At 68.6% G+C, this 25,415-nt stretch carries 20 protein-coding genes; 7 read left to right on the top strand and 13 right to left on the bottom strand.

Translation table 11 applies throughout. The features are described 5' to 3' along the window. Positions 1–2: 2 nt before the first annotated feature. The 6 genes from CSW62_RS18900 to CSW62_RS18875 all read right to left on the bottom strand — a co-directional run bounded on the left by CSW62_RS18900 (position 3) and on the right by CSW62_RS18875 (position 7,275). Positions 3–1,223 (bottom strand): acetyl-CoA acetyltransferase, encoded by a 1,221-nt coding sequence (locus CSW62_RS18900; RefSeq protein WP_099580467.1) that lies wholly within the window; start codon positions 1,221–1,223, stop codon positions 3–5. A gap of 48 nt (positions 1,224–1,271) precedes the next feature. Then, positions 1,272–2,156, bottom strand: coding sequence for an SDR family NAD(P)-dependent oxidoreductase (locus CSW62_RS18895; RefSeq protein ID WP_099580465.1), 885 nt, complete (start codon positions 2,154–2,156; stop codon positions 1,272–1,274). 55 nt (positions 2,157–2,211) lie between these two features. After that, a complete protein-coding gene (locus CSW62_RS18890; protein ID WP_099580463.1) occupies positions 2,212–3,276 on the bottom strand; it encodes a hypothetical protein in 1,065 nt (354 codons plus the stop codon). A 74-nt stretch (positions 3,277–3,350) separates the two neighbouring features. Further along, complete coding sequence (locus CSW62_RS18885) at positions 3,351–4,310, bottom strand: helix-turn-helix domain-containing protein (protein ID WP_099580461.1); 960 nt, start codon at positions 4,308–4,310, stop codon at positions 3,351–3,353. 76 nt (positions 4,311–4,386) lie between these two features. Then, positions 4,387–6,075, bottom strand: a complete 1,689-nt coding sequence (locus CSW62_RS18880) for a class I adenylate-forming enzyme family protein (RefSeq protein ID WP_099580459.1) — start codon at positions 6,073–6,075, stop codon at positions 4,387–4,389. 159 nt (positions 6,076–6,234) lie between these two features. Next, a complete protein-coding gene (locus tag CSW62_RS18875; RefSeq protein ID WP_099580457.1) occupies positions 6,235–7,275 on the bottom strand; it encodes a LacI family DNA-binding transcriptional regulator in 1,041 nt (346 codons plus the stop codon). A gap of 194 nt (positions 7,276–7,469) precedes the next feature. On the opposite strand from CSW62_RS18875, the gene CSW62_RS18870 reads away from it, so the two are divergent. Together CSW62_RS18870 and CSW62_RS18865 are read left to right on the top strand one after the other, a co-directional pair. After that, positions 7,470–9,053, top strand: coding sequence for a glycoside hydrolase family 28 protein (locus CSW62_RS18870; protein ID WP_255408372.1), 1,584 nt, complete (start codon positions 7,470–7,472; stop codon positions 9,051–9,053). Positions 9,054–9,063: 10 nt separating this feature from the next. Then, positions 9,064–10,698 carry a glycoside hydrolase 43 family protein gene (locus tag CSW62_RS18865; RefSeq protein ID WP_099580455.1) on the top strand — a complete coding sequence of 545 codons (1,635 nt, stop codon included), beginning with the start codon at positions 9,064–9,066 and terminating at the stop codon, positions 10,696–10,698. Here CSW62_RS18865 and CSW62_RS18860 read toward each other — a convergent pair. After that, complete coding sequence (locus CSW62_RS18860; protein WP_233206730.1) at positions 10,679–12,085, bottom strand: glycoside hydrolase family 28 protein; 1,407 nt, start codon at positions 12,083–12,085, stop codon at positions 10,679–10,681. The genes CSW62_RS18865 and CSW62_RS18860 overlap by 20 nt on opposite strands. 157 nt (positions 12,086–12,242) lie before the next feature. Between CSW62_RS18860 and CSW62_RS18855 the strand changes: the two genes are divergently transcribed. Further along, a complete protein-coding gene (locus CSW62_RS18855) occupies positions 12,243–15,314 on the top strand; it encodes a TonB-dependent receptor domain-containing protein (RefSeq protein WP_099580451.1) in 3,072 nt (1,023 codons plus the stop codon). 92 nt (positions 15,315–15,406) lie between these two features. Here CSW62_RS18855 and CSW62_RS18850 read toward each other — a convergent pair whose 3' ends face one another. The 3 genes from CSW62_RS18850 to CSW62_RS18840 are packed head-to-tail and all read right to left on the bottom strand — an operon-like array spanning position 15,407 to position 17,502. Beyond that, complete coding sequence (locus CSW62_RS18850) at positions 15,407–15,889, bottom strand: nuclear transport factor 2 family protein (protein WP_099580449.1); 483 nt, start codon at positions 15,887–15,889, stop codon at positions 15,407–15,409. A gap of 48 nt (positions 15,890–15,937) precedes the next feature. After that, positions 15,938–16,852 carry a nucleoside hydrolase gene (locus tag CSW62_RS18845; protein WP_099580447.1) on the bottom strand — a complete coding sequence of 305 codons (915 nt, stop codon included), beginning with the start codon at positions 16,850–16,852 and terminating at the stop codon, positions 15,938–15,940. Next, positions 16,849–17,502 (bottom strand): phosphoribosylanthranilate isomerase, encoded by a 654-nt coding sequence (locus tag CSW62_RS18840; protein ID WP_099580445.1) that lies wholly within the window; start codon positions 17,500–17,502, stop codon positions 16,849–16,851. The genes CSW62_RS18845 and CSW62_RS18840 overlap by 4 nt, the downstream gene beginning before the upstream one ends. An 81-nt stretch (positions 17,503–17,583) precedes the next feature. Here CSW62_RS18840 and CSW62_RS18835 point away from each other — a divergent pair, with 81 nt between their 5' ends. Further along, positions 17,584–18,405 (top strand): carbohydrate kinase family protein, encoded by an 822-nt coding sequence (locus CSW62_RS18835; protein WP_099580443.1) that lies wholly within the window; start codon positions 17,584–17,586, stop codon positions 18,403–18,405. Here CSW62_RS18835 and CSW62_RS18830 read toward each other — a convergent pair. Together CSW62_RS18830 and CSW62_RS18825 are read right to left on the bottom strand one after the other, a co-directional pair. Continuing rightward, complete coding sequence (locus tag CSW62_RS18830; protein ID WP_099580441.1) at positions 18,389–18,754, bottom strand: VOC family protein; 366 nt, start codon at positions 18,752–18,754, stop codon at positions 18,389–18,391. The two genes, CSW62_RS18835 and CSW62_RS18830, sit on opposite strands and share 17 nt — an antisense overlap. A gap of 75 nt (positions 18,755–18,829) precedes the next feature. Then, positions 18,830–20,083: a NupC/NupG family nucleoside CNT transporter gene (locus CSW62_RS18825; protein WP_099580439.1), complete on the bottom strand. Its 1,254-nt coding sequence runs from the start codon at positions 20,081–20,083 to the stop codon at positions 18,830–18,832. Between the two features lie 279 nt (positions 20,084–20,362). Between CSW62_RS18825 and CSW62_RS18820 the strand changes: the two genes are divergently transcribed. The 3 genes from CSW62_RS18820 to CSW62_RS18810 all read left to right on the top strand — a co-directional run bounded on the left by CSW62_RS18820 (position 20,363) and on the right by CSW62_RS18810 (position 24,881). Further along, positions 20,363–22,717, top strand: a complete 2,355-nt coding sequence (locus CSW62_RS18820) for a TonB-dependent receptor (RefSeq protein ID WP_099580437.1) — start codon at positions 20,363–20,365, stop codon at positions 22,715–22,717. Positions 22,718–22,860: 143 nt separating this feature from the next. Beyond that, positions 22,861–23,862, top strand: coding sequence for a LacI family DNA-binding transcriptional regulator (locus CSW62_RS18815; protein WP_099580435.1), 1,002 nt, complete (start codon positions 22,861–22,863; stop codon positions 23,860–23,862). After that, positions 23,859–24,881 carry an esterase-like activity of phytase family protein gene (locus CSW62_RS18810; RefSeq protein WP_099580432.1) on the top strand — a complete coding sequence of 341 codons (1,023 nt, stop codon included), beginning with the start codon at positions 23,859–23,861 and terminating at the stop codon, positions 24,879–24,881. Before CSW62_RS18815 ends, CSW62_RS18810 begins: the two co-directional genes overlap by 4 nt. Here CSW62_RS18810 and CSW62_RS18805 read toward each other — a convergent pair. Then, entirely contained in the window at positions 24,865–25,404 is a 540-nt protein-coding gene (locus CSW62_RS18805) for a hypothetical protein (protein WP_099580430.1), read from the bottom strand. The genes CSW62_RS18810 and CSW62_RS18805 overlap by 17 nt on opposite strands. Between the last annotated feature and the right edge of the window lie 11 nt (positions 25,405–25,415).

Below are 25,415 nucleotides of genomic sequence, written 5' to 3'. Positions count from 1 at the left end.
GGTCAGACTCCGACGACCAGGCTGACAGTGGTGGTGGTCGAGCCGCCGATATTGAGCGTCTGGCAGGTCTTGGCGCCCTCGACCTGGTAGTCGCCGGCCTGGCCCGTGACCTGCTTGAAGGCGTCCAGCGCCATGCGCACGCCGGTGGCGCCGACCGGATGGCCCAGGCCGATCAGCCCGCCCGAGGGGTTGATCGGCAGGCGGCCGCCGATCTCGATGTCACCGGCCTCGATCGCCTTCCAGGCCTCGCCCGGCGCGGTCAGGCCCAGGTGGTCGATGGCCATGTATTCGGTGGTGGTGAAGCAGTCGTGGGTCTCCACCACGTCGATCTCGCCAAGGTCCGAGACGCCGGCGCGGCGACGGGCGTCCTCGATGGCGCGGCGCACCTGCGGAAAGACGTACTCCTGGTCGGCGCTGGCGCGGACCTTGGCCGAGTAGGAGATCGGCGCTGAGCGGTGGCCCCAGCCCTTGATCCGGGGCAGGCTCTCCAGCGGGACGCCCCGTTTGGCGGCGTATTCGGCGGCGCGCTTCTCCGAGGCCAGGAAGATCACCGCCGAGCCGTCGGTGACCTGGCCGCAGTCCTGCTTGCGCGTGCGGCCCTCGACCACCGGATTGGCTTCGTCGTCGGCCGTGAAGCTCTTGGCGTTGAAGGCCCACTGGCGGGTCTGGGCGTTGGGATTGCGCTTGGCGTTGGCGAAGTTGATCTCCGCGATCCGCATCAGGTGCTCGTACTTCAGGCCGTAGCGGCGCTCGTATTCCTCGGCCAGGTCAGAGAAGGCGCGGGGCCAGACATAGGTGGCGTCGGCGAACTCATGGCCGGTCCAGGCCGCGGCGCCCAGATAGTTGGCCGCCGTCTGGCCGCTGACATTGCGCATCTGCTCCAGCCCGACCACGCAGGCCAGGTCATAGCGGCCGGCCTCGATCTCGGCGGTGGCCGCTAGGATGGCGACGCTGCCCGAGGCGCAGGCGGCCTCGTGGCGCGCGGTCGGCAGGCCGTCGAAATCGGGATGAACGAGACCGAAGAAGCCGCCCAGCAGGCCCTGGTGGGCGAACAGTTCGCTGACGAAATTGCCGACGTGGCCGGTCTCGATGTCCTTCGGATCCAGGCCGACGCTGTCGAGGCCCTTACCGACGACCTTGCTGAAGGCGTCAGCCAGGTCCATGTTCTGCCGGGCCCAGTTGCTGGCGAAATCGGTCTGCCAGCCGCCAAGTATGTAGACCATCTCTGTCTCCTCGCCGGGCGGCTCGCGGGCCGCCGATTGTTATTCGGTTCAGGCCGTCGGCCGCTCGTCCATGAAGGCGGCGAACGCCGCGTGGGCGTCGCCGTAGGTTTCTCGCGGCTCGGCCGTGAGGGCGCGAGCCACCGCCGCGCCGATGTCGTCGTCCAGGGCCACGGGCGGGCCTTCCACCGCATAGGCCGCGCGCAGGCGCCCGCCGCCGGAGACCAGGGTCTGGCCCGAGACGTCGCAGGCCTCGCTGACCAGCCACGACACCAGCGGCGCCACGTCGGACGGGTCCATGCGTCGCGCCAGGGCGCTGCTCAGGTGCGGCGTGGTCATGGCGGTGGCCGCGTAGGGGGCGATGGCGTTGATCTGCAGGCCGCGCGGACGCCCCTCGACCGCCAAGCCGCGCACCAGCCCGATCAGCGCCGCCTTCGACGAGGCATAGGCCGCCATGCCGTCGCCGCCATAGAGACCGGCCGACGAGGCGCTGAGCACGATGCGGCCCGAACCCGTTTCGGACAGCACCGGCCATGCGGCTTGCACCAGGCTCAGCGCGCCCTGGAAATTGATGTCGAAGATCGACTGGAAGGCTTCGGGGCTCTGGCGGTGCAGCCGGCAGGTCTGGGGCACGCCGGCGTTCGAGACGATGGCGTCGAGGCGGCCGAAGGTTTCGAGCGCCTTGTCGACCAGGGACTGCCCGGTCTCGGGATTCTCGGCCTCGCCAAAGTCCGCGACCGCCCTGCCGCCGATGGCCTGGATTTCCTCGACCACCTGCTGGGCGCTGGAAGGCTCGCTGCGCAGAGCCCAGCGGTTGTTGACCACCACGGCCGCGCCCTGGCGCGCCAGATCCAGCGCATAGGCGCGCCCAAGACCCTTGCCGGCCCCGGTGACGATGACGACGCGACCGGCGTGCGGACCGTCTTGCTGGCTCATCGTGTCCTCCTTCGTTTCCCGTCGATCGTGTCGCCGACGTGGGTCTCGTTCAGTCTCAGGCTCTTCGCGCCAAGGCTCCGTCGAACGGGGTGGCCAGGGGGCGGGTCATGACGCCCGGCGGGGCAGCCACGACGTGGGGGATGGCGTTGATCACGCTGCCGGCGACGGCCCACTGCTCGGCCGAGGTCGGGGTCTGGTCGCCGGGGCGCTTGTCCAGGTCGAGGGTGATGCGCACGCTGGGCTGGCCGGTCAGGCGCACGCTCCACAGGGGAGGGGCCTGGCTCTCCAGGTGCGCCGTCTCCATGAACCAGTGGATCGAGATGATCAGCTCGCGGCCGCCTTCGGCGCGACCGATCCAGCGCCAGTTGACGTGGCCGATCGTTCCTTGCGCAATCGTACCCGCAGCGATCGAGAGGTCCTGCCAGGCGCCGAACACGCGGTGGTCGGTGTCGATCCGCTCCAGCGTCAGGTTCAGCCGCTTGGCCAGGGCCGACAGCGCCTCGGCGTACATGCCATTCAGCGACGAGGCCGGGCCCCAGTCGGGATCGTTGGGATTGATCGACGTGGGATCGAGGCCAAAGCCCAGCACCCCAAAGACATAATCAGGGCTGCGGACCGCGCGGCAATCCACGCTCTCGATCACCTCGATCGCGTCGAGCTGGGAGCAGACGCCGCTGGCGACCGCCGCCAGCTGTTCGGCCGCGAAGCCGGGGTTCAGCCCTGCGCCCATCAGGGTCGAGCCGCCCTTGGCGCAGGCCGCTTCCAGGGCGGCCAATCGCGCGTCGCCCCAGTGGCTGGGATCGCTGTAACCGTTGATGCTGATGACGTTCTTGCCGCTGGCCAGCAGGGCCAGGATCTCGGCGTCGTGCGAGCCGTAGGGCGGCGCCAGGCGGGCGGCGTGGATCACCACGTCGGCGTCCAGCGCCAGGATCTCATCGATGTCACGGGTGGCCAGCACGCCCGTGGCGCCGCGCCGGGCGATGTCGCCCGCGTCGCGGCCCGCCTTGGCCTCGCCATAGACATACAGCCCCACGAGATCCGTCGACGGGTGGTCGATCACCGTCCGCAGGCAGCTCTTGCCCATGGCGCCCGTCGCCCACTGGATGACGCGATACGTCATGTCTCCTCCCTATTGAGGAGACCCTAACCCGGTAAGTCTCGTTATGAAAGTATGAAATCCACGGCCGGCGCGTCTTAGTGCGCCGGCTCCGGATTCGCGCGTTCGGGCGGGCGCTGTTCGGCCTCGATGATCTCGAACGAGACGTCGTGCGGCTCGACCGGCTGGCCGCAGCACGAGCAGGTCACGGCCGGCTCCAGCAGGTGTCCGCCGACCTTGTGGCGCAGGATCAGCGGCGGCCCCTCGGGCGAGACGTAATATTTGTCGCCCCACTGCAGCAGCATCAGCAGGACGGGGTAGTAGTCGAGGCCCTTCTCGGTCAGCCGGTATTCGAAGCGTTTGCCGGCCCGCTCGTGGGCGCGGATCACGCCCTGGGCTGTCAGCCAGGCCAGCCGCTCGGACAGGATGTTGGTCGCCATGGCGGTGTCGCGATGGATCTCGTCGAAGCGCCGAAGCCCCGTGAAGATCGAGCGAAGCACCAGGCTGGCCCAGCGGTCGCCGGTGATCTGGGCGACGTCGACCATCAGGCTGGACGACTCCTCGGCCGCGTTGCGCTGCTGGCGACGGCGGCTGTAGAGCGGGACCATCCAGCCCACGCCGGGACCTTCGGCCCAGTCGACCTCTCGCGGATTGATCTCGTCGCCGCACTTCAGGCAGGTCGGGACCGGCTCGAACAGGTGGCCGCAGGTGCGGTGGCGCAGGTTCAGTCGCAGCTTGCCGGGGCTGTTCGACCAGCGTCGCTCCCAGCGCAGCATCATCAGAGCCGGCCAGTAGAGGTCCAGGCCCTTGCGGGTCATCCGGTATTCGTAGCGCGGCGGGCTGGTCGAATAGGCGCTCTTCTCCAGAACCTCGGCGGCGACCAGCTTCTTGAGGCGGTCGCTGAGCTTGGATTGCAGCAGGCCGGTGCGGTCGCGCAGGTCGTCGAAGCGTCGCGCGCCGATCCAGTTGGCCTCGAGGATCAGCAGCACCGCCGTGTCCCCGACCACCTCCAGCGCGCGCCAGATCGAGCAAGTCCTGATGAATTTCGGGGCGCTCATCGCTCCGTGTCCTGACCGTGACTAATCAACGATCAGGGTCGCGGAACAGGTGCGCTTATGCAAGTCTCCAATGGGCTTAAGTAGCCGCCACCCCCGCCAGGTCGCGCCGGACCACCTTGCCCAGGGCGTTGCGGGGCAGGGCGTCGACGATGCGCAGCTTCTCCGGCAGCTTGAAGGTGGCCAGCTCGCGCGCCCTGAGGTGCGCGGTGAGCTCCTCCAGCGTCAGCGCCTGGTCCGGCCGCAGGGCGACGACCGCGCAGACGCGCTCGCCAAGTCGCTCGTCGGGATAGGCCGCGCAGCAGGCCTCGCGCACGGCGGGATGGCTTTCGATCAGCCCATCCAGTTCGGCTGGCGAGATGTTCAGCCCGCCGCGGATGATGATCTCCTTGCTGCGGCCCACGAACCGATAGAAGCGATCGTCCGTGTCGGGCGCGATCTCGAACAGGTCGCCGGTGCGGAAGAAGCCCTCATCGTCGAACGCGGCCTTGGTCACCTCCGGCGCGTTCCAGTAGCCGTCGAAGGTCATGGCGCCGGAGATCCGCAGCTCGCCCTCGCGGCCGGGCGCGACGATGTCCTCGCCGGTGGCCAGGTCGACCAGGCGGGTGCGGATCTTGCCCGGGAATGCGGCTGGCCAGTCCACGCCCGGCGCGCCGAAGCGTGGGAAGTACATGGCCCGCTGCTCGGGATCGGGAATGGCGGTCGCCGTCGAGAACAGCGATGCGCCCTCGTTCGAGCCGAACACGTTCATGATCGTCACGCCGTACTGTTCCTGCCAGCGGCGCACCATCCAGGGCGGCAGCGGCGCGGAGCCCGAACCCATGCATCGCAGGTTGGAAAGATCCAGGTTCGCCAGCAGCGCCTCGTTCTGCAGCAGCATGGTCAGCACCGCCGGCGGCGCTACGGTGTAGGTGATCTTCTCGTCCTGCATCTGTCGCAGGAACAGCGGCAGGTCGAAGGGATGGTGCTGGACCAGCCGGCCCTGGCACAGCAGCCAGGTCATGACCATGCCGCCGATCGCGGCGATGTTGATCAGCGGGAAGGGGTTGAGGATTGCGTCGCCGGTCCGCAGTCCTGCGGCCTCGACCAGGGCCTCGCCGTTGACCACCCAGTGGTCGTGGTGGCGCGGCACGCCCTTTGGCATGGCCTCGGTGCCCGAGGTCCAGCAGATGGTCAGGGCCTCGGCGGCGTCGAGGTCGGCTGGCGAGGCAAAGGGCTCTGGCGAAGCCTTGGCGGCGAGGTCGGTCAGGCTATACGCGCCGTTGGTCGAGCCGTCCGACAGGGTGATGATCTGGGCCGAGGTCGCGCCTTCGGCCCGCAAGCCGGCAATCATCGCCACGTGGTCGAAGCCATGGAAGCGGTCGAGCGTGATTGCCACCTTCGGATCGATGCTCGGCAGGATCTGGCGCAGCTCGTGGGCGCGATAGGTCATGGCCAGCGGGCTGAGGATCGCGCCCATCCGGGCGCAGGCTAGGAAGCACAGCACCCCCTCGACGACGTTGGGCAGCTGGGTGGAGACGATGTCGCCACGTCCCACGCCCACGCCGGCCAGCACCTGGCACAGCGTGTCGACGCGGGCGTTGGCCTCGCGGAAGGTCAGGCTCTGGGGCGCGGAGCCGGTCAGCGCCATGCGGTTGGGGGCGTCGACCAGAGCGATCTCGTCGGTACGGGCGCGGACGGCGTCGGCGAACAGCTGGTCGATGGTGCGGCCGCTCCACCAGCCCAGCCGGCGATACTCCGCGACACGCTCCGGGGGGCTTGGACGCACGGCTTCCTCCTGAGGCGACGGGTCTTTCAGCCCTGGAGCCGTCGCCGCCTCTCAGGTCGTGTTCGTATCGTTATGCAAGTAACTTGCCTCGCGCCGACGACGCACGCAAGGGCCTCGCGGTGCGCCGCGGGCCTTTTGATCAGAGGGGCAGCTGGACTTTCAAACGGCGCCGACAGGCGCTGTAGAGCGTCGAACGATCAGGCTCAGACCCACGGCCTCGGGCGGCAGGGTTGGCTGCCGCTCATTGATCATCGTCAGCAGGTGCTCGGTCGCGGACTTGGCCATGTCGCGCAGCGGACGGCGGATGGTCGTCAGGCTGGGCGAGATCATCGAGGCCAGGTCCGCGTCGTCGAAACCGGCGACCGACAGCTGGTCGGGCATCGATATGCCCGCCTCACGCGCCGTCTTCACGACCGCCGCAGCCATGGTGTCGTTGCAGGCGAAGATCGCGGTGGGCGGCCGTTCCAGCGCCAGCAGCGACTCGGCGGCGGCCAGGCCGCTCTCGAAGCCGTAGTCGCCTGGACGCAGCTTCACCTCCAGCGCCAGGCCCGACGCGGTCAGCGCCGCCAGGAAGCCGGCCTTGCGCTCCTGCGCCGAGCGGAAGTGGGGCGGGCCTTCGATCATGGCGATGCGCCGGTGGCCCAGGTCGAGAAGGTGGCGAGCCATTTCGCCGGTGGCCGCGCGCTCCTGGCTGATCAGCATGCTGGGATAGCGCGGCGTCTCGATCGAGGCGATGCCGACCGCGGGCACGCCCAGCGCCGACAGCCGTTCGGGAATGGCCGCGATCTCGGACGTCGGCGGCAAGACGATCAGGCCGTCGACACGGGAGCTTTGGACGAACCGTTCGATGTCCAGGGCCACGTCCGGGTCGCTGAAGCGCACCGGGTGGACGACCAGCTCATAGCCGTGCTGGGAGCAGACCTCGACGATGCCGCGCTGCAGGACGCCGATCACGTGAGCGTTGGGATCGTCCTGCACCACGGCGATCAGGTACGAGCGGCCCGAGGCCAGGGCGCGGGCCCGAGAGCTGGGGCTATAGCCGAGATTCTTGATGATCGTCTGGACGGCCAGGCGGGTCTCGTCGCCGACCTTGGGCGAGTCGTTGAGCACGCGCGACACGGTCCGGATCGAGACGCCGGCCGCCTTGGCGACGTCGTCGATGGTCACCGCCATGCTCGCGGCCGGATCGATCCTGATCATAGACTCTGGCGGCTCCCCAACAGCCAGGCCAGTGTCACGATATCCCGGTCGCGATCAAGCATGGCCAGCGCTGGCACGATAGGGCGCCAACGCTGGCATTGTCGATGCTACCGGTAACAAATTGTCGTTGACACCATCGCGATCGGCTTGCTTGTCTCCCGCCAGACCCGACGAACGGGCAGTGGGAGGGCGTGATGACCATGGATCGACGAGGGCTGATGCTGGGGGCCATGCTCGGCGGCGCCGTACTGGTTCCTCCTCAAGCCGCGCACGCCGCGACCCCGGCCGGATCCGGGCGAGGACCCGCGCCGCACCTGTTCAGCGTTCGCGATTTCGGCGCTGTCGGCGATGGGGCGACGATCGACTCGCCGGCCATCAACAAGGCCATCGACCACGTGGCGTCGCTGGGCGGCGGCACGGTGTTTTTCCCGCCCGGGACCTACGCCTGCTACACCCTGCGCCTGAAGAGCAACATCACGCTCTACCTGGGCGAAGGGGCCGTGATCCTGGCCGCCGCGCCCAATGGCGTCGCGCCGAACGGCTACGACGATCCTGGCCCGCGAGCGGGCAACGCCTTCCAGGACTATGGCCACAGCCACTGGAACAACAGCCTGATCTTCGGCGAGGGGCTACACGACGTGTCCATCGTCGGGACGGGCCTGATCTGGGGCAAGGGCCTGACCCGCGGCCACCGGTTCCCCGACGATCCGCCGGACATTTCCGGCCCCGGCGTCGGCGACAAGGCCATCGCCCTGAAGAACTGCCGCAACGTGCTGCTGCGCGATTTCAAGATCCTGCAAGGCGGGTGGTTCGCGCTGCTGGCCACCGGCGTCGACAACATGACGATCGACAACCTGATCGTCGACACCAACCGCGACGGCCTGGACATCGACTGCTGCCGCAATGTCCGCGTCACCAACTGCACGATCAACTCGCCCTGGGACGACGGCATCTGCCCCAAGAGCTCGTTCGCGCTGGGCTATGCCCGCCCGACCGAGAACCTGACGATCTCCGACTGCCTGCTGACCGGTAACTACGAGATGGGCTCGGTGATCGACGGGACCTGGAAGAAGATGCCGCCGGGTTTCCACGGCTATGGCCGCATCAAGCTGGGCACGGAGTCCAACGGCGGCTTCAAGAACGTCACCATCACCAACTGCGTGTTCGACCACTGCTACGGCATCGCGCTGGAGACGATGGACGGGGCGCTGACCGAAGACATCGCCATCAGCAACATCACCATGCGGGGCCTGGGCTTCCCGCCGCTGTTCCTGCGCCTGGGCAGCCGCATGCGCGGTCCGGCCGGCGTGCCGGTGGGCAAGCTGCGGCGGATCACCATCCAGAACATCGTCAGCCATGGCGCGACGCCCCAGCCCTCGATCATCGCCGGCGTGGCCGGTCACCCGGTCGAGGACGTCAAGATCAGCGACGTCTACTTCCACTCGCTGGGCGGGGGCTCGGCCGAGCTGGCCAAGCGCCGGCCTCCCGAGGCCGACAAGGCCTATCCCGATCCGGACATGTTCGGCGACCTGCCGGCCAGCGGCTTCTTCATCCGCCACGCCCGCAATATCGAGATGAGCAATGTCGAGATCGTCACCGAGGCGGCGGACGCGCGTCCGGCCTTCTGGCTGAACGATGTCGAGGAGATCGATCTTTTCCGGCTGCGCCTGCCCAAGGGACCCAGCTTCTTGCTCGACCAGGTCACCGGCTTCCGCTCGTTCGGCAGCCGCTGGCTGCCCGATCGCCGGATCGACGAGACGACGACCCAATCGTTCTGAGGACTTCGTGATGCGCGTGAAACGGCTGGGACTATTGGCGGCGACGGCTCTGGTCCTGGCCGGGCCGGCGCTCGCGGCGCCGAGACCGCCGACGGCGGGCGTCTATCGCAACCCGATCCTGCCGGCCGACTATTCCGACCCCGACGTCATCCGGGTGGGCGACACCTACTACCTCGTGGCGTCCAGCTTCCACTTCTCGCCGGGCGTGCCGATCCTGACGTCGAAGAACCTGGTCCACTGGACGATCGCCGGCCACGTGCTGCCCAAGCTGCCCTTCGCGCCGGAATACGACCTGCCGGGACCCGTGCCGACCAATGACGCCGGGGCGCGGATGCCGCGAGACCAGCGCACCGCCGGCCAGCGCTATGCCGGCGGGGTCTGGGCGCCGTCGATCCGGCATCATGACGGCAAGTTCTACGTCTATTTCGCCACCCCCTATGAGGGGATCTTCATGTCGACCGCGACCAGGGTCGACGGGCCTTGGACCGAACCCGTGGCGGTGGTGGCCGGTCCGGGTATCGAGGATCCGTGCCCCTTCTGGGACGACGACGGCCAGGCCTATCTGGTGCATGGCAAGGTCGGCGCGGGGCCGCTGGTGCTGCATCGCATGGCCCCGGACGGCAAGTCGGTGCTGGACGAGGGCAAGGTCATCGTCGAGGACGCCAAGGCACTGCCGGTGCTGGAGGGGCCCAAGCTCTACAAGCGCAACGGCTGGTACTACATCTTCGCGCCGATCGGCGGGGTCGAGACCGGGCCGCAGGCGGTAATGCGGTCCAGGTCCATCTGGGGGCCTTACGAGCACCGCGAGGTGCTGGTCCCAGGCAAGAGCGACCTGAAGGGGCCGCACCAGGGCGGCTGGGTCGAGACGCCCTCGGGCCAGGGCTGGTTCATCCACTTCAACAGCGCCGGCGCCTATGGCCGCATCGTCCACCTGCAGCCCGTTATCTGGAAGGACGACTGGCCGTTCATCGGCGAGCCGATCCCCGGCGCAGGGCCGGATGCGCCGGGCGGTCAGCCGGTCGCCCAGCACGCCATGCCCGACGTCGGCAAACGCTTCCCGGCGGTCTCGCCGCAGACCTCCGACGGGTTCGCGGCCGCGAGGCTAGGACCGCAGTGGGAGTGGAACCACAATCCCGACGACCAGCGCTGGAGCCTGACGGCGCGGCCCGGTTTCCTGCGGCTGACGGGCGGGCCGGCGGTCAATCTGGTCAGCGCCCGCAACACCCTGACCCAGTCCCTGCAGAGCCGTTCGGCGATCATCACCACGCGCCTCGACGCCAAGGGGCTGGTCGAGGGGCAGCGGGCGGGGCTGGCCATGTTCGGCGCGGGGATCGGCGCCATCGGCGTGATCCGCACGGACGGCCAGAACCGCGTCGTCTTCTCGCTGAGGGGCGTCGACACCCTGGGGCCGGCGCTGCCCAGCGGCGCGGTCGATCTGCGCGTGGCCGTGGCCGACCAGGCGGCGCACTACAGCTACAGCCGCGACGGCGGCCGGACCTTCGTCGACATGGGCGGCGGGATCCTGCCGCGCTTCAGCTGGTGGAAGGGCGCGCGGCCGGCGCTGTTCAGCTACGGCGATCCGGCCCAGGCCAAGCCGGGCGTGGCCGATTTCGACTGGGTCGACGTCAGGTCGGTGGCGCGCTGAGCAAGGCGGGGGAGGGGACGCGCCGGCCGTTGACCGTGACGCGTTCCAGCCTCAGCCCGTGGGTGTGCGTCACCACGCTGGCCTTGGTCACTCCGTCGAAGCGACAGTCGCTGAGCACGATGTCGCCCAGTGGCGCGCCAGGCAGGCCCTGAAGGTCGACCACCTGGACGGCGGCGCTGGCTCGCATCCGCTCGATCCGGACCTTGCGCAGCACCGGCGTGAAGCCGCCACGCCCGCCTTCCTCGTAGTTGAAGTCGCAAATGATCGCGGCCCGGGCCACGCGGCCGACGGTGATGTCGCGGGCGTAGATGTCCTGGATGACGCCGCCGCGCATGGCGTTGTTCTTGAAGCGCAGGGCGTACCACAGGCCCTCGCTGTCCATGTGGCAGCGCTGGGTGAAGACGTTCTCGACCCCGCCAGAGACCTCGCTGCCGATCACCACGCCGCCGTGACCATCCTTCATCACGCAGTCCTGGATCAGGATGTTTCGGGTCGGCCTGGCCAGGCGACGGCCGTCGGCGTTGCGGCCGGACTTGATAGCGATGCAGTCGTCTCCGCAGTCGAAGGTGCTGCGCTCGATCACCATGCCGTCGACAGACTCCGGGTCGCAGCCGTCGGTGTTGGGGCCATGGCCGATCACCGTGACGTCGCGAACGGTCACGTTGCGACACAAGACCGGATGCAGCGTCCAGCAGGGGGCGTCGCGCAGGGTGACGCCCTCGACCAGGACGTTCGCGCAGTTCTGGAACTGCACCATCATCGGCCGCAGGTACGAGCCTTCGCCGAAGACGCGCTCGGCCACCGGCACGCCGCGCTCGGCCATGTCGAATAGGGTCTCGCGGGCCTTGCGCTGGTTGGGCATGCCGGCGCGCCAGCCAAATTGCGGGCCGCTGCTCCACGACCACCAAGCCGGACCCTGGCCGTCCAGCACGCCCTGCCCGGTGATCGCCACGTCGTGTTCGCCGTGGGCGAACACCAGCGGCGAGTAGTTCATCAACTCGATCCCCTCCCACCGCGTGGGGACGATCGGATAGCGGGCCGGGTCGGTGCTGAAGACCAGGGTCGCGCCCCTGGCAAGATGCAGCTCAACGCGGCTGCGCAGGCGGATGGCGCCGCTCGGCCAACGCCCCGCCGGCACCAGCACACGTCCGCCGCCGGCCGCCGCGCAGGCCGCGATGGCCTCGGCGATCGCCGCGCTGGTCGCCTCGACATCGCCCTCGACCGCGCCGGCCGCCACGATGTTCCAGACTCGCGAGGGGAAGACCGGTGGGCGCACCGATCGCCGGATCGCGTCCGCCTTGACCCAGTCGTCAGCCGCGTGAGCGAGGCCTGGCGCGGCCAGGGCCGCCACCAGCATAGCGCGCCGGGATAGATCCAGAACCGTCAAAGCCGCCTCCTAAGCCACGCCGCGGGCGCGTCAGCGCCTCGTCTCGACGACTATCGCATCTGTATCATTTTGTGGACACCTATTGCACATGTCGGAATTTCGCTTTAAGCGTCTTCGAAACGGCCGCAGATGATAGCGGTACCTTCGGGAGGGGACGATGAACGCCAACCACAAGCAACGTTTGTTCATGGGCTGCGAAACGGCGCTTGCGATCGCCGCCGCCCTGTTTGTGCCAGCGCTGGCAACTGCGCAGACCGCCACGCAGACTCAGGCGCCGGCTCCGGCCGAAGACCAAACCGTCACCGAAGTGGTCGTCACGGGCTCGCGCCTGTCGGCGCGCGGGTTCAAGGCCCCGACCCCGGTCACGGTGATCGGCTCCGAGGAAATTGGCCTGTCGGGCACGCAGAACGTCGAGACGCTGCTGAACGACACGCCGCAGTTCCTGGGTTCGCAGAACAATGGCCCGACGGCCAACACCGTGCCGGGCGGCACGGCGACGCTGAACCTTCGCGGTTTCGGCGCGCAGCGGAACCTCGTCCTGGTCAACGGTCGCCGCTTCACGATCACCGGGCCTGACCAGACCACCGACATCAACACGATCCCGGCTTCGCTGATCAAGCGCGTCGAGACGGTCACCGGCGGCTCCTCGGCCGTCTATGGCTCGGACGCCATCACGGGCGTCGTCAACTTCATCATGAAGGACGACTTCCATGGCGTGGAAATGACCGCCGAGGCGCGTCAGGACACGCACACCAAGACCAAGACCTACACGGCCGACCTGACCTTCGGCACGAACTTCGCCGAGGATCGCGGCAATGTCGTCGTGGCGCTGAACTACCTGGATCGCGGCGGCTACTCGCGCGCCGACCGGGGCGGGTGGGCCATGCCCACCATGGCCGATGGCTGCGTCACCGCCGCCAGCTACAGCGACACGCGGCCTGGGACGCCGATGGCCATTCCGGCCGGTCAGACCTGTCTGACGGCCGGCGGCCGTCCGGGCCTGATCTTCGGCGGCAGTGGCACCATTCCGAACGGCCGCTTCGTCACGGTGGGCTCGCCGTCGAGCGCTTCCCTGACCGCCGCCCTGGCGGCCGCGGGCCTGAGCGGCCTGGGCTCGCGGGGCTTCACTTTCGACAACGCTGGCAAGGTGGCCCGACCGGCCACGACGCCGGGCGATGACTACGATCTGGCCCCGGCCAACTACATCGTCATCCCGCAGCGTCGCTGGCTGGCTAACATGTCCGGCCACTATGAGTTCAACGCGCACGTGACCGGCTATGCCGAGGCCAACTACAGCAACAACCGCGTCTCGATGCAGTTGGCCCCCAGCGGCTTCGGCGGCAATTTCCTGCTGAACGTCAACAATCCCTATCTGACGCCGCAGCTTCAGGACGTTCTGCGCCAGCTCGACCAGCTGGAAGTCGGCACCGTCCGGGCGATCAACGGCACGTCGTCCCTGACCACGACGGCGGGCGACGGCCTGGCGATCCTGAACATCAACCGTCGCGTCCCGGAGATCGGCAACCGCACCAATACCGCCGACCGCTCGGCCTTCCGGACGGCGATCGGCCTGCGCGGCGACCTCGGCAGCGTCTCCGACAGCTATCTGAGAAACCTGAAGTACGACGCCTACTACACCTACACGCGGACCACCGACACCAGCACCTCCGGCGGGGCCATCTCGCTCAGCAAGGTCCAGGCCGGTCTGCTGTCGGTGAACGGCGCCGCGCCGCTGCTCAACATCTTCGGCGCCAACCTGTCGCCGCAGGGCATCAGCTCGATTTCGGTAGCGTCGACCAACTACACCGAATCCTCGCAGCAGGTGCTGGCCGCCAGCCTGGCCGGCGAGCTGTTCGACACGTGGGCCGGCCCGATCGACTTCAGCACCGGCGCTGAATACCGCAAGGCCTCGGCGCGGTTCGTGCCCGACAGCTTCCTGGCCTCCGGCGACGTCTCCGGCTTCAACGCCGCGCTGCCGACCCAAGGCTCGGAGTCCGTCAAGGAAGTCTATGGCGAAGTCCGTGTCCCGCTGTTGAAGGACTCGCCGCTGGGCGAGCGCGCCAGCGCCAATGGCGCCTTCCGCTACTCCGACTACAACCTCCCGGGCGTCGGCGGCGTCTGGACCTATTCGGTGGGCGGCGAGTACGCGCCGATCTCCGACATCACCCTGCGCGGCCAGTTCCAGCACGCCATCCGCGCGCCGAACGTGGGCGAGCTGTTTGGCGGCAACACCACCAGCGGCCCTTCGGCGGTCGACCCCTGCTCGAGCCGTCAGCCGACGTCCCAGCAGACCGCCGCCGTGCGCGCTATCTGCGTGGCCACCGGCGTGCCGGCCGCCTCGGTCTTCACCCTGGCGGTGCAGCCCAACACCTTCATCAGCCAGGTCTCGGGCGGCAACCCCAATGTCGGCCCCGAAAAGTCGGACACCACGACCTTCGGCGTCGTGCTGCAGCCGCGCTTCGTGTCCGGCCTGATGGTCAGCGTCGACTACTTCAAGATCAACCTGGACGGCGCCATCGCGCCCCTGGGCGGCGGCATCTCGAACACGCTGAGCCTTTGCTACAACACCATCCAGGACGCCAGCAGCGCATTCTGTAAGGCGATCACCCGTGATCCCCTGACCGGCCAGATCGCCGCGCCGGGCTATGTCACCACCACAAACGGCAACACCGGCGGCCTGAAGACCTCGGGCGTCGACATCAACGCCAACTACCGCTTCAACTTGGCCTGGGGTCCGTTCGGCGACAGCCGGTTCGATATCGGCACCAACCTGACCTACACCGACGAGTTCACCGCTACGCCGGTCCAGGCGCTGCCGGCCACCAAGAACTACTGCGTCGGTTCGTTCGGCCCGACCTGCGGCCAGCCGATCCCCCGCTGGAAGGGCGCCTCGCGCATCACCTGGCGTTCGGGCCCGGCGACGCTCAGCCTGCGCCACCGCTATATCGGCGAGGTGACGGTCGATACTTACCTGCTGCCCAAGCGTCTCGGCGCCGCGTTCCCGGACAAGGCGACGCTGACCACCCCGGTGATCAAGGCGCAGAGCTATTTCGACCTCACTGGCAGCTATGACGTGACCAAGGATCTCTCGTTCACGGCGGGCGTCCGCAACCTGTTCGACAAGGATCCGGCGATCGTCGGCTCGTCGGCTCCCTCCAACAACACGTTCTCGGCGACCTATGACGTCGAGGGCCGTGTGGTCTACGCCAGCGTGACCGCGCGCTTCTAGTCGAACCTCGGCCTGGCGGCGGGTCCTTACCCCTGTCGCCAGGTTCGAACTGCCTCCCCCTCGTGGCCGGTGCGAAAGCGCCGGCCCTTTTTTTATGGAACGGCGGCGTGGTCGATGCTGAAGGTGCGCGCCATGCGCCACTGGCCGTCGGCGCCCAGCTTCCACAGGATCGAGAACCGCGCCTTGCCGGCCAGCCGCTCGGGGCCATCGCCCTTGCGCTCGTAGAAGAAGTGCGCGCCTTCCTCGACAGCGCCGAAGCCGGGGATGGCGTAGACCTTCATCGTTCCAGCCACCAGTTCGCGGCGCGATCGCCAGGCGTCCGGGGCGCGCCTGGCCGCGCAGCTCTTGGCGTAGTCGGCGATGAAGGCGTCGTGAGCCATCAGCCCGCCCTTGTCGTGGTAGAACTCCATGTCGTCCGTGACCAAGGCTGTCAGGGCGGCCGGATCGCAGCCGGCGAACATCACGTCGAACAGGGCGGTGTCCCGGGCCGCGATCGCCTGGGTCAGGGCCGGCTGGGCGGGGACCTCGACGGCGGGCGACAGGGCGAGGGCGGCGAGCAGGGCAAGCAAAGGCATGGACGACTCCGAGAGGACGCGCCCGCCAGCTAAACCGGATGCTCGGACCTAGGCTAGCGTCTGTTGGAAATGCCGAGCGAGTTCGGGGCCGTCGGCATCCACGCAGACCTGCCGGATAGGGCCCTGCTCGGACCAGACCGTCTGGCCCAGGCGTTCGCCGTCCAGGATCACCGAGACCGGCGCCGACCGAACCTTGAACAGTTCGGGGCGGGTGATGCGGACCAGGGCGGCGACGTCGTGCAGCACGCAGCCGTCCAGCCCCTCGTGTCGGGCATAGGTGGCCGCATATCCTCGGGTGAGGTCGTGGACGAAGCGGCCGGTTTCGCCGGTCTGGGCCATGTCGCGGGCGGTGGCGTCGGTCAGCACGCAGGGCAGGGTGGCGTCCAGCGGGACCAGGGTGACGGGCCACGGCGCGGCCAGCACCTCGGCGGCGGCCTCCGGGTCGTTGTGGATATTGGCCTCGGCGAACGGGGTGACGTTGCCGCGCGCGAAGGCGCCGCCCATGATCACGATCTCGGCGACTAGACCGGCGATGTCGGGCGCGGCGCGCAGGGCCAGGGCCAGGTTGGTCAGCGGGCCGATGGCGACGATCGTCACCTTGTCGGGATGGGCGCGGACGAGGTCGACGATCTTCTCATGCGCCGCGCCGGTATCAGGCGGCGGCAGGACGGGGCCGGACAGGTCGATGTCGCCCAGGCCGTTCTCGCCGTGGACATGCACGGGTGAGACGCCGCGAGGCCGCGCCAAGGGCGCGCCCGCGCCGCGATGGACGGGCGCTTCAAGGCCCAGGCGCTGGCGCAGCCACCGGGCGTTGCGGGTCGTGGTCTCGACGTCCGCGTTGCCGAACACTGTAGTGATCGCCAGAGGCCGCAGGTCCAGCCGGGCGCGTAGATAGAGCAGGGCCAGGGCGTCATCGACCCCCGGATCGGTGTCGAGGATCACCAGCCTCGGCGTGGTGGTCATCCGTAGACCGCGCGGCAGACGGCTTCGCACTTGGCCAGGTCGAAGGCCCCATCGGTGCGCACGCCCGACTCCATGTCGATCCAGTACAGCGCGCCGTCAGGCGCGGCGATGCGGGCCAGGATCTCGGTCACGGTCTCGGGGCCGATGCCGCCGGAATAGCCGCAGAACGGGCCCTCAGCCGGCGGCGGCGCGGGCCAGCGGTCGGGCCGCGCGCCCGTGCCGAACGAAACGTCGTACAGCCAGTCGACGCCGGTCTGGTTCAGCGGGAAGGCGCCCGAGCACTGCAGCACCGTCCGCACGCCGAGGCGGCGGCCGTAGTCGCGGGCGGCGGCGATCTGGGCCGGGGTGCTGCCCTTGAAGCTGTGATTGACCTGCACGCGCTGGACGCCGGCGGGCGGCGGGGCCGCGCTCAGCGGATCGGCCGCGATCGCCTTGGCCGCGTCGCCGCAGACATGGGCCGCCCAGCGCAGGTCGCGCTCGGCCAGCAGGGCGTCACGGATCGCGGCCGTCGGGAAGAGGGCGGTGTCCTCCTGGGCCGGATCGACCAGCACGCCCCACTCAATCGGATAGCGGGCCGACAGCGCCTTGAGGCCCGGCAGCAATTCGAGGCGGTCGACGCCGGTGAACGCGATGAAACTTGGCGGCTGCATGAGGTGATCCGAAGGTCAGAATGTCGTTGCAAACTATCTAGTGAAACGTTTCAGTCAAGTCGCTGAAATGAAGGTGACGAGATGAGGCGGGTGGCGGTCGCGGGGTTCGCGACGATCGACTACGTGGTGCGGGTCGAGGGGGACTTCACCGGCCGGGGGACGCGGCTGATGCGCGAGGCCGCCTGGCCGCGCGCGGGCGGCGCGGCGCTCTATGCCAGCGCGGCGCTGGCCAAGGCGGGCGTGGCCGCCGCGCCCCTGACCTGGATCGGCGATGACGCCGACGGCGAGGCCTATCGCGCGGCCTGCGGGTCGCTGGACGGCGTCGCGGTCACGCCGGATGCGCCGTCGACGCGGTGCCTCCTGATCTACAACGCTGATGGAAGCTATGGCTGCCTGTTGCGGCCGGGACCCGCCGCGCTCACCGAGAATCAACTGCGCCTGGCCGCCCAAGCCGAATGGCTGGTGATCGCGGCCGGGCCGCCAGCGATCACCGCGCGCCTGCTCGACCTCCAAGGTCCGCGCCTGGCCTGGATCGCCAAGGACGACCCGGTCTGTTTCCCGCCCGAGCTGGTGGCGCGGCTGACGACGCGGGCCGAGGTGGTGTTCTGCAACGCCGGCGAACGCGCCTGGCTGGAGGCTGGCCGGACCCACCCCGCGCCGACCGGCCAGATCCTGTTCGAGACGCGCGGAGCCGACGGCGTCCGCGTCGAGGCGGGCGAGGTCTTCGACCTGCCGGTCGCGCCGCTGTCCGTCGATGACGCGACAGGCGCCGGCGACACCTTCGCCGGCGCCACCTTGGCGGCCTTGATCGCGGGCGATCCGCCCCGCGCGGCCGCCGAGGCGGGGATCGCCGCGGCGGGCGCGCTGTTGGCGCTCAGGCGATCGATCAGATGCGATACTTGAAGAGCCCCAGGCTGTTGCCCTCGGTATCCTTGGCGTAGAAGAACGACCCCACCGGAATGTCGATGACGTCCGATACGACCTCACCGCCGCCTTTCCGGACCCGTTCCATGACGTCGCCGAGGGCGTCGCTCACCGTGAAATGGGCGGTCATGCCGGCGCCGTCCGTCGCCGGTTGCCCCGGATAGATGTGTCCTGCGGCGTGCCCGTCCTTGGCGTGCGGCAGCAGCCAGATCGGATTGGGACCGCCATCCTCGCGGACGACTTCGCCGCCAAGCAGGGTTGCATAAAACCGGCACGCCCGTTCGGGATCCGAGGCGGGGATTTCGGTGAATACGATCTGCGCGGTCATCGCCTTGTTCCTTCCAGGTTGAACAAGTCCTTCGTTCCACACTGCTCCTGACAGCCTGGTGGCAGGAGTGACGGTCTAGCGCCCGATCATCCCCATGATCGTCGCCGTCAGGCATGTGGTCAGGAACGCCGCCGCCAGGGCCTTGAAGCCCAGCTCGACGACCTCGCCGACCTTCTCGGGGGCCATGGACGACAGGCTGCCGATCAGGATCGCCACGCTGCCGACATTGCCGAAGCTGCCCAGGGCGTAGGTCAGGATCAGCAGGCTCTTGTCGCTAAGCGCGCCGGGCGGCAGGGCCATCATGTCGCTGTAGGCCACCACCTCGTTGGCGGCGACCTTGGTGCCGAGGATCGCGCCGACGGCCTGGAGATCCGACAGCGGCGCGCCGGTCAGCCAGATGATCGGCGTCAGCAGCCAGCCCAGGATCCCGCCGAGCGTAAGCGGCGCTCCAGCATGAGGGAACGCGGCGAGGCCCATATTGATCAGGGCGATCAGGCCCACGAAGACGATCAGCAGGCCGGCGATGTTCAGCACCATCTTCACCGCGTCCAGCGTGCCGAAGGTCAAGGCTTCCAGGCTGCTGCGATAGGGGCTGGTCAGGACGATCGGTTCGCTCGTCGCGCTGGCTTCGCCGGGAATGATCAGCCGCGCCATGCCGATGGCCATCGGGGTGCTGATCAGCGAGGCGATCAAGAGGTGGCTGAAGGCGTTGGGCACCTTGGCCGCGATCAGCGAGCCCAGCACGATCATCATCGAGCCGCCGATCACCGACAGGCCGTCGACCATGATGATGAACAGCTCGGCGCGCGTCAGGCGCGGCAGGAACGGCTTGATCAGCAGCGGCGCCTCGACCATGCCGAGGAACACGCACGCCGAGGTCGAGACCCCGACCGGGCCGCTGACGCCGAACAGCTTGCCGAACGCCCAGGCCGCCGCGCGGACGATGACGATCAGCACCTTCCAATGCCACAACAACGCCGACAGGGCTCCGACCAGCAGGATGGCCGGCAGGGCCTGGAAGGCGAAGATGAAGGCGGCGCTGGGATCGGCCATGCTGAAGGGCGCGCGACCGCCGCCCAGATAGCCGAACATGAAGCTGGAGCCCGCCTTTGACGCCGCCTGCAAGGCGTCAACCGCGTGGGTGGCGGCGGCGAAGCCGGCGGTGATGGCCGGAACCTTGGTCAGCAGCAGGGCCAGGGTGACCTGGCAGGCCAGGCCCACCAGCACAGGCCGCCAAGGCAGGGCGCGCTTGTTCTCCGACAGCAGCCAGCCGATGGCGAGAAAAGCGACGACGCCCAGCAGCGCCCGCGCGGTTTCGTTGTCCGGCATGTCCCCTCCAACGGCGGTGGTGTGACTCTATAGAGTGAAACGTTTCAAGGAAATAGCGCTGGATTGACACGCCGCACGACTGAGCTGTTTCGGCGCGCTATCCTCCCGAGTCCGCAGACCTGCCCGGAAATTCTCAGCAATTGCAAAGTGAGTGATCAAATCGAGCACGCGCCGAATGCCCGCCCCCTGTGATGAAATTGTCATTGAACTTGGATATGAAACGTTTCACTAAATCGTATCGACGCCGCCGAGGGCGGGTCGCCTGAAGGGGGCTTGAACATGAAGACGTCCATCTGGCTGGCTTCGAGCGCGCTGTGCCTGGTCATGGCCGCGCCCGCCATGGCCCAGCAGACCGCTCCGGCGCCTGAGACCGTCGACGAGGTGGTGGTCACCGCCGAGCGCTTCGGTTCGGGCCTGGCCCGCGCCACGTTCACGATCGGCGCCGAGGATATCCAGGAGCGTCCGCTGGGCGCCGAGATCACCCAGGCCTTGGTCAAGGTTCCGGGCGTGCAGGTGTCGACCGGCGACAGCCGCGGCGGCAGCTTCTCGTTCGAGATCTATATGCGCGGCCTCAGCGACGAGCAGGTCGGCCTGACCCTGGACGGCATCCCTACGGGCGACAGCCGCTTCAACGGCGGCTCGCCGCCGCAGCGCTTCATCGAAAGCAGCAACATCGGCCGGATCACCGTCTCGCAGAGCGCAGGCGACATCGGCGCGCCGTCGCGCTTCGCCCTGGGCGGCTTCATCGACTTCGTCACCGACGCTCCGCGCAAGGACTTCGGCGCGACGGTCGAGGCCGGCCTCGGCTCGTTCGACTTCCGCCGCATCTACGCCCGCATCGACAGCGGCGAGATCGCGCCCGGCCTTTCGGGCTACTTCACCTATTCGCACCAGGAAAACGACGTCTGGGCCGGACGCGCCAGCCGGGGCTCTGAGCGTGACCACTACGAGCTGAAGGTCGTGAAGGACTTCGACAACGGCTCGTTCGTGAAGGCTCGCGTCTCGTACAACGACCAGACCGACAACGACTTCAATATCGTCACCAAGGGCGAATTCGATACCGCGCCGCGCAGCGATCGGGCGCTGGACGCCGTCACCGGCATACCGGCCAAGGACATCGACTTCGGCGGCGCGCTGGGTGGTTGGCGCAAGGACTGGCTGGCCTATGCCAACAGCCACGTAGTGTTGAGCGACGCGATCAGCCTGGACGTCAATCCATACTACCAGAACCTGAAGGGCGAATCCTTCCGCTACCAGGACCGCCAGCGGGTCCTGACGGGCGGCGATCCGCGCGCCGTGACCAGCTACAACGCCAATGGCGGGGCTGTGCGGCCGACCCTGACTACGATCCGCAACAGCAATGTCGTCGGCGGTCCGGCCGACATGCGGGTGACGCCCCGCGACCGTGACCGCTATGGCGTGACCGGCGAGCTGAAGGCCCGGTTCGGCGCCCACGCCCTGCGCTTTGGCGGCTGGTGGGAAGGCGGCGACTCCACGGAGAAGCGGAACTTCTACCCTATCCTCAACTCGGCCCAGAGCATCGCCTACGACCGCGGCAAGCTGAACTATGTCGAGTACGAGCGCAGTGCGTCGGTCGAGACCACCATGCTCTACGCCCAGGACGAACTGCGGGCCTTCGACGACCGGCTGAAGGTCGACCTCGGCGTCACCTGGTACAACGTCAAGTACGACGCCAAGTCGCCGCTGGAGTACAAGGCCAACGTCAAGTTCTCGCAGCATTCGGACCTCAATCCCAAGCTCGGCGCGACCTACAAGGTGGCCGACGCCTGGGAGCTGTTCGGCGGCTATGCCAAGAACTTCGCCGGCATCCCGGAGGACGCCTTCCTGGGCTCGACGGCGGTGATCAATCCCAAGGACCTGACCCCGGTCTCGACCGAGAATGTCGACCTGGGCCTGCGCTACGTGAAGCCGAACATGGCCTTCTCGATCCAGGCCTATGACGTCGCGCTGAAGAACAATGTCGGCATCGTGCCGCGCGACCCGACCGCGACTCTGGATCCGCAGGAAGTCGTGCGCGGCAATGTCGCGACCAAGGCCGTCAACATCGCCGGGATCAAGACCAAGGGCGTCGAGCTGACCGGCTACTACGACTTCGGCGTGGTCGACCTCTATGGCTCGTATTCGCGCCAGGACGCCAAGCACGACAACCCGGCTGTCGGCAGCGCCGCGCGGGCCGCCCTGGCCGCCGTCGCCGTGATCGGCGGGGCCGGCGTGCGCGATATCCCCAAGGACAGCGTCTACGGCCAGGTGGGCTGGAAGCCGCTGGCCGGGCTGAAGATCGACGCTAATGTTCGCTATGTCGGCAAGCGCGTCGGCGGCCACATCGTCGCCCCGACCACCTTCCAGGAGCTGGGGGTCGAGATGCTGGACGCCTACACCTTGGTCGGGCTGACGGCGACCTATGACCTGAAGCGGGCCGGGGTTCCGGACCTGCGCTTCCAGTTCAACGTCGATAACCTGTTCGACAAGGAATACATCGGCGCGGTCAGCGGCTCGACGGCCACCCAGCCGGAGTTCGGCTACACCGCCGCCACGCCGAACAACCGCACCCTGGACCGCTACTTCGTCGGCGCGCCGCGCACCTACACCTTCTCGGTGAAAGCGCGGTTCTAGGCAGGATTTCGCGGGCGTTTTCTCCCCTTGTTAAGCGCCTGCGGAAGGGGCGGGTCATCAGACCCGCCCCGATCCTTGACCCATTTCTTGACGCCGGCCATGAAAGGTTTCACGTCCTGGCTATCTCCCGCCGGAAACCCCGCATGGCCAAGAGCGAAGACTTACCGCGCCGCGCCACCTTGAAAGAGGTCGCCAAGGCCGCCGGCGTGTCGCTGGCCAGCGCGTCCTACGCGATCAATGGCGCGGGCTCGGTGGGCGAGGCGACGCGAGAGCATATCCTGAAGGTCGCGGCCGAGCTGGGCTATCGGCCCAACCAGAGCGCCAAGGCCATGAAGACCGGCAAGACCGGCGCCATCGGCCTGATCCTGCCGGACCTGACCAACCCGTTCTTCCCCAGCCTGGCCCAGGTGGTGATCCAGGCCGCGCGGGCTCACGGCTACAGCGTCTTTCTCACGGACACCGAAGGCTCGGCCGAGGCCGAGGAGCGGGCCGTGAACCTGATGATCGACCATGGAGTCGACGGGGTGATCTGGTTTCCGATCGCCGACGATGGCCCGGTCGGCAAGTTGATCGAGGGCGTGCCCACCGTCGTGCTCGACCGCAACCTGCCGGGCTACGACGTCATCCAGGCTGACTATGCCGACGGCGGGCGGCTGGCGGCCGAGCACCTGCTGGCGGCGGGCCATGTGAACATCGGGGTGATCTCCGGCCCGCACGCCGCCTCCAGCGCCCGCCAGCGGGCCGAGGCGGCGATCAGCGCGGTGCGCGAGCGGGGCAACCTCGTCTGGCACGTCCACAACGCCTATTCGCTGGACCTGGAGCCCGAGGTCGCCAAGGCGCTGGAGAGCCGCACGGCCACGGCGGTGATCACCGGCGCCGACCTGATCGCCATCGGGGCCATGCGCCACATCCGGAGCATGGGCCTGGTCGTGCCGGACGACGTCTCGGTCGTGGGCTTCGACGACATCCCCTGGGCCCAGCTGCACACGCCGGCCCTGACCACGATCGACATGCCGGTGGAGGACATGGCCGCCGCCGCCGTCGAGGCCCTGATCCGCCGGATGAGCGCCCGGGGCGAGCCGCGCCGGCGGGTGGTGTTCAATGTCGAGCTGATCTCGCGCGACAGCGTGCGTGTCCTTACGTGAGCGCGCTGCTCGGCCTCGCCCTGGCGCTGAAGTTGCTGGCGAGCTTCGAAGTCCCTCAAGGCCTGGCCGTCGACGGCGCGCCGTTCGGCGGGATCTCCGGGGTCGACTACGACCGACGCTCGGGCGCGTGGCTGATGATCTCCGACGACCGCTCGGACAAGGCCCCGGCGAGGATCTTCGTCGGGCGGCTGGACGCCCAGGGGCTGACCGTCACGCGCCAGGTCCCGCTGCGCCGCGAGGACGGCTCGACCTTCCCGTCGACCGCCAGCGCGGCGGGCGAACGGGCGGACGCCGAGGCGCTGCGGATCGATCCGCTGGGCGGCGACCTGCTGTGGACCACCGAGGGTGACTCCGCTCGCGGCTTCGATCCGGCCGTGCGGCGCATGGACCGTGCGGGCGCGGCCAAGGAGGCGATCCCGACACCGTTCCGCTTCAGCCACGGCGCGCGGCCGAACCTGACCTTGGAGGGGCTGAGTTTCTCGCCGGACGGGCGTTGGCTGTGGCTCTCGATGGAGGCGCCGCTCGTTCAGGACGGACCGGTCAGCACGGTCGGCGGCGGCGGCCTGACGCGGATCACCCGGCTGGATCGCCAGGGCAAGGTCGCGGCCCAATACGCCTACCGCCTCGACCCGATCCAGGCCGCGCCCGCCAGGCGCGGCGACAACGGGATCAGCGAGATCCTGGCGCTCGACGCCAACCGCCTGCTGGTGCTGGAGCGGTCCGGCGTCGAGGACGCCAAAGGGCGCTTTGCCTATCACTGCCGGCTCTATGTCGTGGACGTGCGGGGGGCGCGGGACGTGGCCGGCCGCGAGCGGCTGGACGATACCGTCCGGCCACTGATCAAGCGGCTAGTGGTCAACTTCGATCGCCTCGCGAACGTCCCGACCAGCAATCTCGAGGCCATGGCCTGGGGGCCATCGCGCGAGGGCCATCGGACCCTGGTGCTGATGTCCGACGACAATTTCGACCCGGCCGCGCCGACGCGAATCTTGGTGTTCGCCGTCACCAGTCGCCGTTGACCGCTTGCCAGACGGCCAATGCGGCCGGGTCGCGGAAGGCTTGGTCAGCGCCGGCCAGCACGTGGCGCAGGCCGATGTCGACACCATCCGGATCAATCTGCGCTGAGCGGTCGGCGCGGTTGCTCGTCATGTCCAGCCTGTCGATGAAGAGCTGCGCGACCCGCACGCCAAGCGGTGCGAACCAGGCCCGGTTCAGCTGTGCCGCCGCCAGGGCCGCGCGGTGGGCCGCGTCGTTCTCGTCGCCGAACGGCGCCAGGGCGCTCAGCGAGAGCGGATGGATGATCACGCCGCGCCCGGAGCGGGCCAAGGCGGGCGCGAGATCCCCGGTGGCTTTCAGGATCTCGGCGACGAAAGCGCGGCTCTCAGACAGGCTGTCGCCGGTCCAGGCCGGCAGAACCAGCAGCGACAGCTCGCCGGCTGGCTTCTGGTCGAAGCCGAGCAGCGACAAAGCCTTGCCGGCCGCGTGGCCGAAGGCGGTGTCGGGCGCCATGACGAGGGCGCGGAGATCGGAGGCTGCGATCATGGTCGGTCTTG

It is taken from the genome of Caulobacter sp. FWC2 (assembly GCF_002742625.1).
GTDB lineage: Bacteria > Pseudomonadota > Alphaproteobacteria > Caulobacterales > Caulobacteraceae > Caulobacter.
Note: the sequence above shows the minus strand (reverse complement) of the source record. Positions and strands in the feature narration are given on the sequence as shown.

Bases quoted from the DNA above. Each gene is read 5' to 3' on its own strand.
- CSW62_RS18900 (WP_099580467.1), bottom strand. From the start codon at position 1,223: ATGGTCTACATACTTGGCGGCTGGCAGACCGATTTCGCCAGCAACTGG.
- CSW62_RS18895 (WP_099580465.1), bottom strand. From the start codon at position 2,156: ATGAGCCAGCAAGACGGTCCGCACGCCGGTCGCGTCGTCATCGTCACC.
- CSW62_RS18890 (WP_099580463.1), bottom strand. From the start codon at position 3,276: ATGACGTATCGCGTCATCCAGTGGGCGACGGGCGCCATGGGCAAGAGC.
- CSW62_RS18885 (WP_099580461.1), bottom strand. From the start codon at position 4,310: ATGAGCGCCCCGAAATTCATCAGGACTTGCTCGATCTGGCGCGCGCTG.
- CSW62_RS18875 (WP_099580457.1), bottom strand. From the start codon at position 7,275: ATGATCAGGATCGATCCGGCCGCGAGCATGGCGGTGACCATCGACGAC.
- CSW62_RS18870 (WP_255408372.1), top strand. From the start codon at position 7,470: ATGACCATGGATCGACGAGGGCTGATGCTGGGGGCCATGCTCGGCGGC.
- CSW62_RS18865 (WP_099580455.1), top strand. From the start codon at position 9,064: ATGCGCGTGAAACGGCTGGGACTATTGGCGGCGACGGCTCTGGTCCTG.
- CSW62_RS18855 (WP_099580451.1), top strand. From the start codon at position 12,243: ATGAACGCCAACCACAAGCAACGTTTGTTCATGGGCTGCGAAACGGCG.
- CSW62_RS18850 (WP_099580449.1), bottom strand. From the start codon at position 15,889: ATGCCTTTGCTTGCCCTGCTCGCCGCCCTCGCCCTGTCGCCCGCCGTC.
- CSW62_RS18845 (WP_099580447.1), bottom strand. From the start codon at position 16,852: ATGACCACCACGCCGAGGCTGGTGATCCTCGACACCGATCCGGGGGTC.
- CSW62_RS18840 (WP_099580445.1), bottom strand. From the start codon at position 17,502: ATGCAGCCGCCAAGTTTCATCGCGTTCACCGGCGTCGACCGCCTCGAA.
- CSW62_RS18835 (WP_099580443.1), top strand. From the start codon at position 17,584: ATGAGGCGGGTGGCGGTCGCGGGGTTCGCGACGATCGACTACGTGGTG.
- CSW62_RS18830 (WP_099580441.1), bottom strand. From the start codon at position 18,754: ATGACCGCGCAGATCGTATTCACCGAAATCCCCGCCTCGGATCCCGAA.
- CSW62_RS18825 (WP_099580439.1), bottom strand. From the start codon at position 20,083: ATGCCGGACAACGAAACCGCGCGGGCGCTGCTGGGCGTCGTCGCTTTT.
- CSW62_RS18820 (WP_099580437.1), top strand. From the start codon at position 20,363: ATGAAGACGTCCATCTGGCTGGCTTCGAGCGCGCTGTGCCTGGTCATG.
- CSW62_RS18815 (WP_099580435.1), top strand. From the start codon at position 22,861: ATGGCCAAGAGCGAAGACTTACCGCGCCGCGCCACCTTGAAAGAGGTC.
- CSW62_RS18805 (WP_099580430.1), bottom strand. From the start codon at position 25,404: ATGATCGCAGCCTCCGATCTCCGCGCCCTCGTCATGGCGCCCGACACC.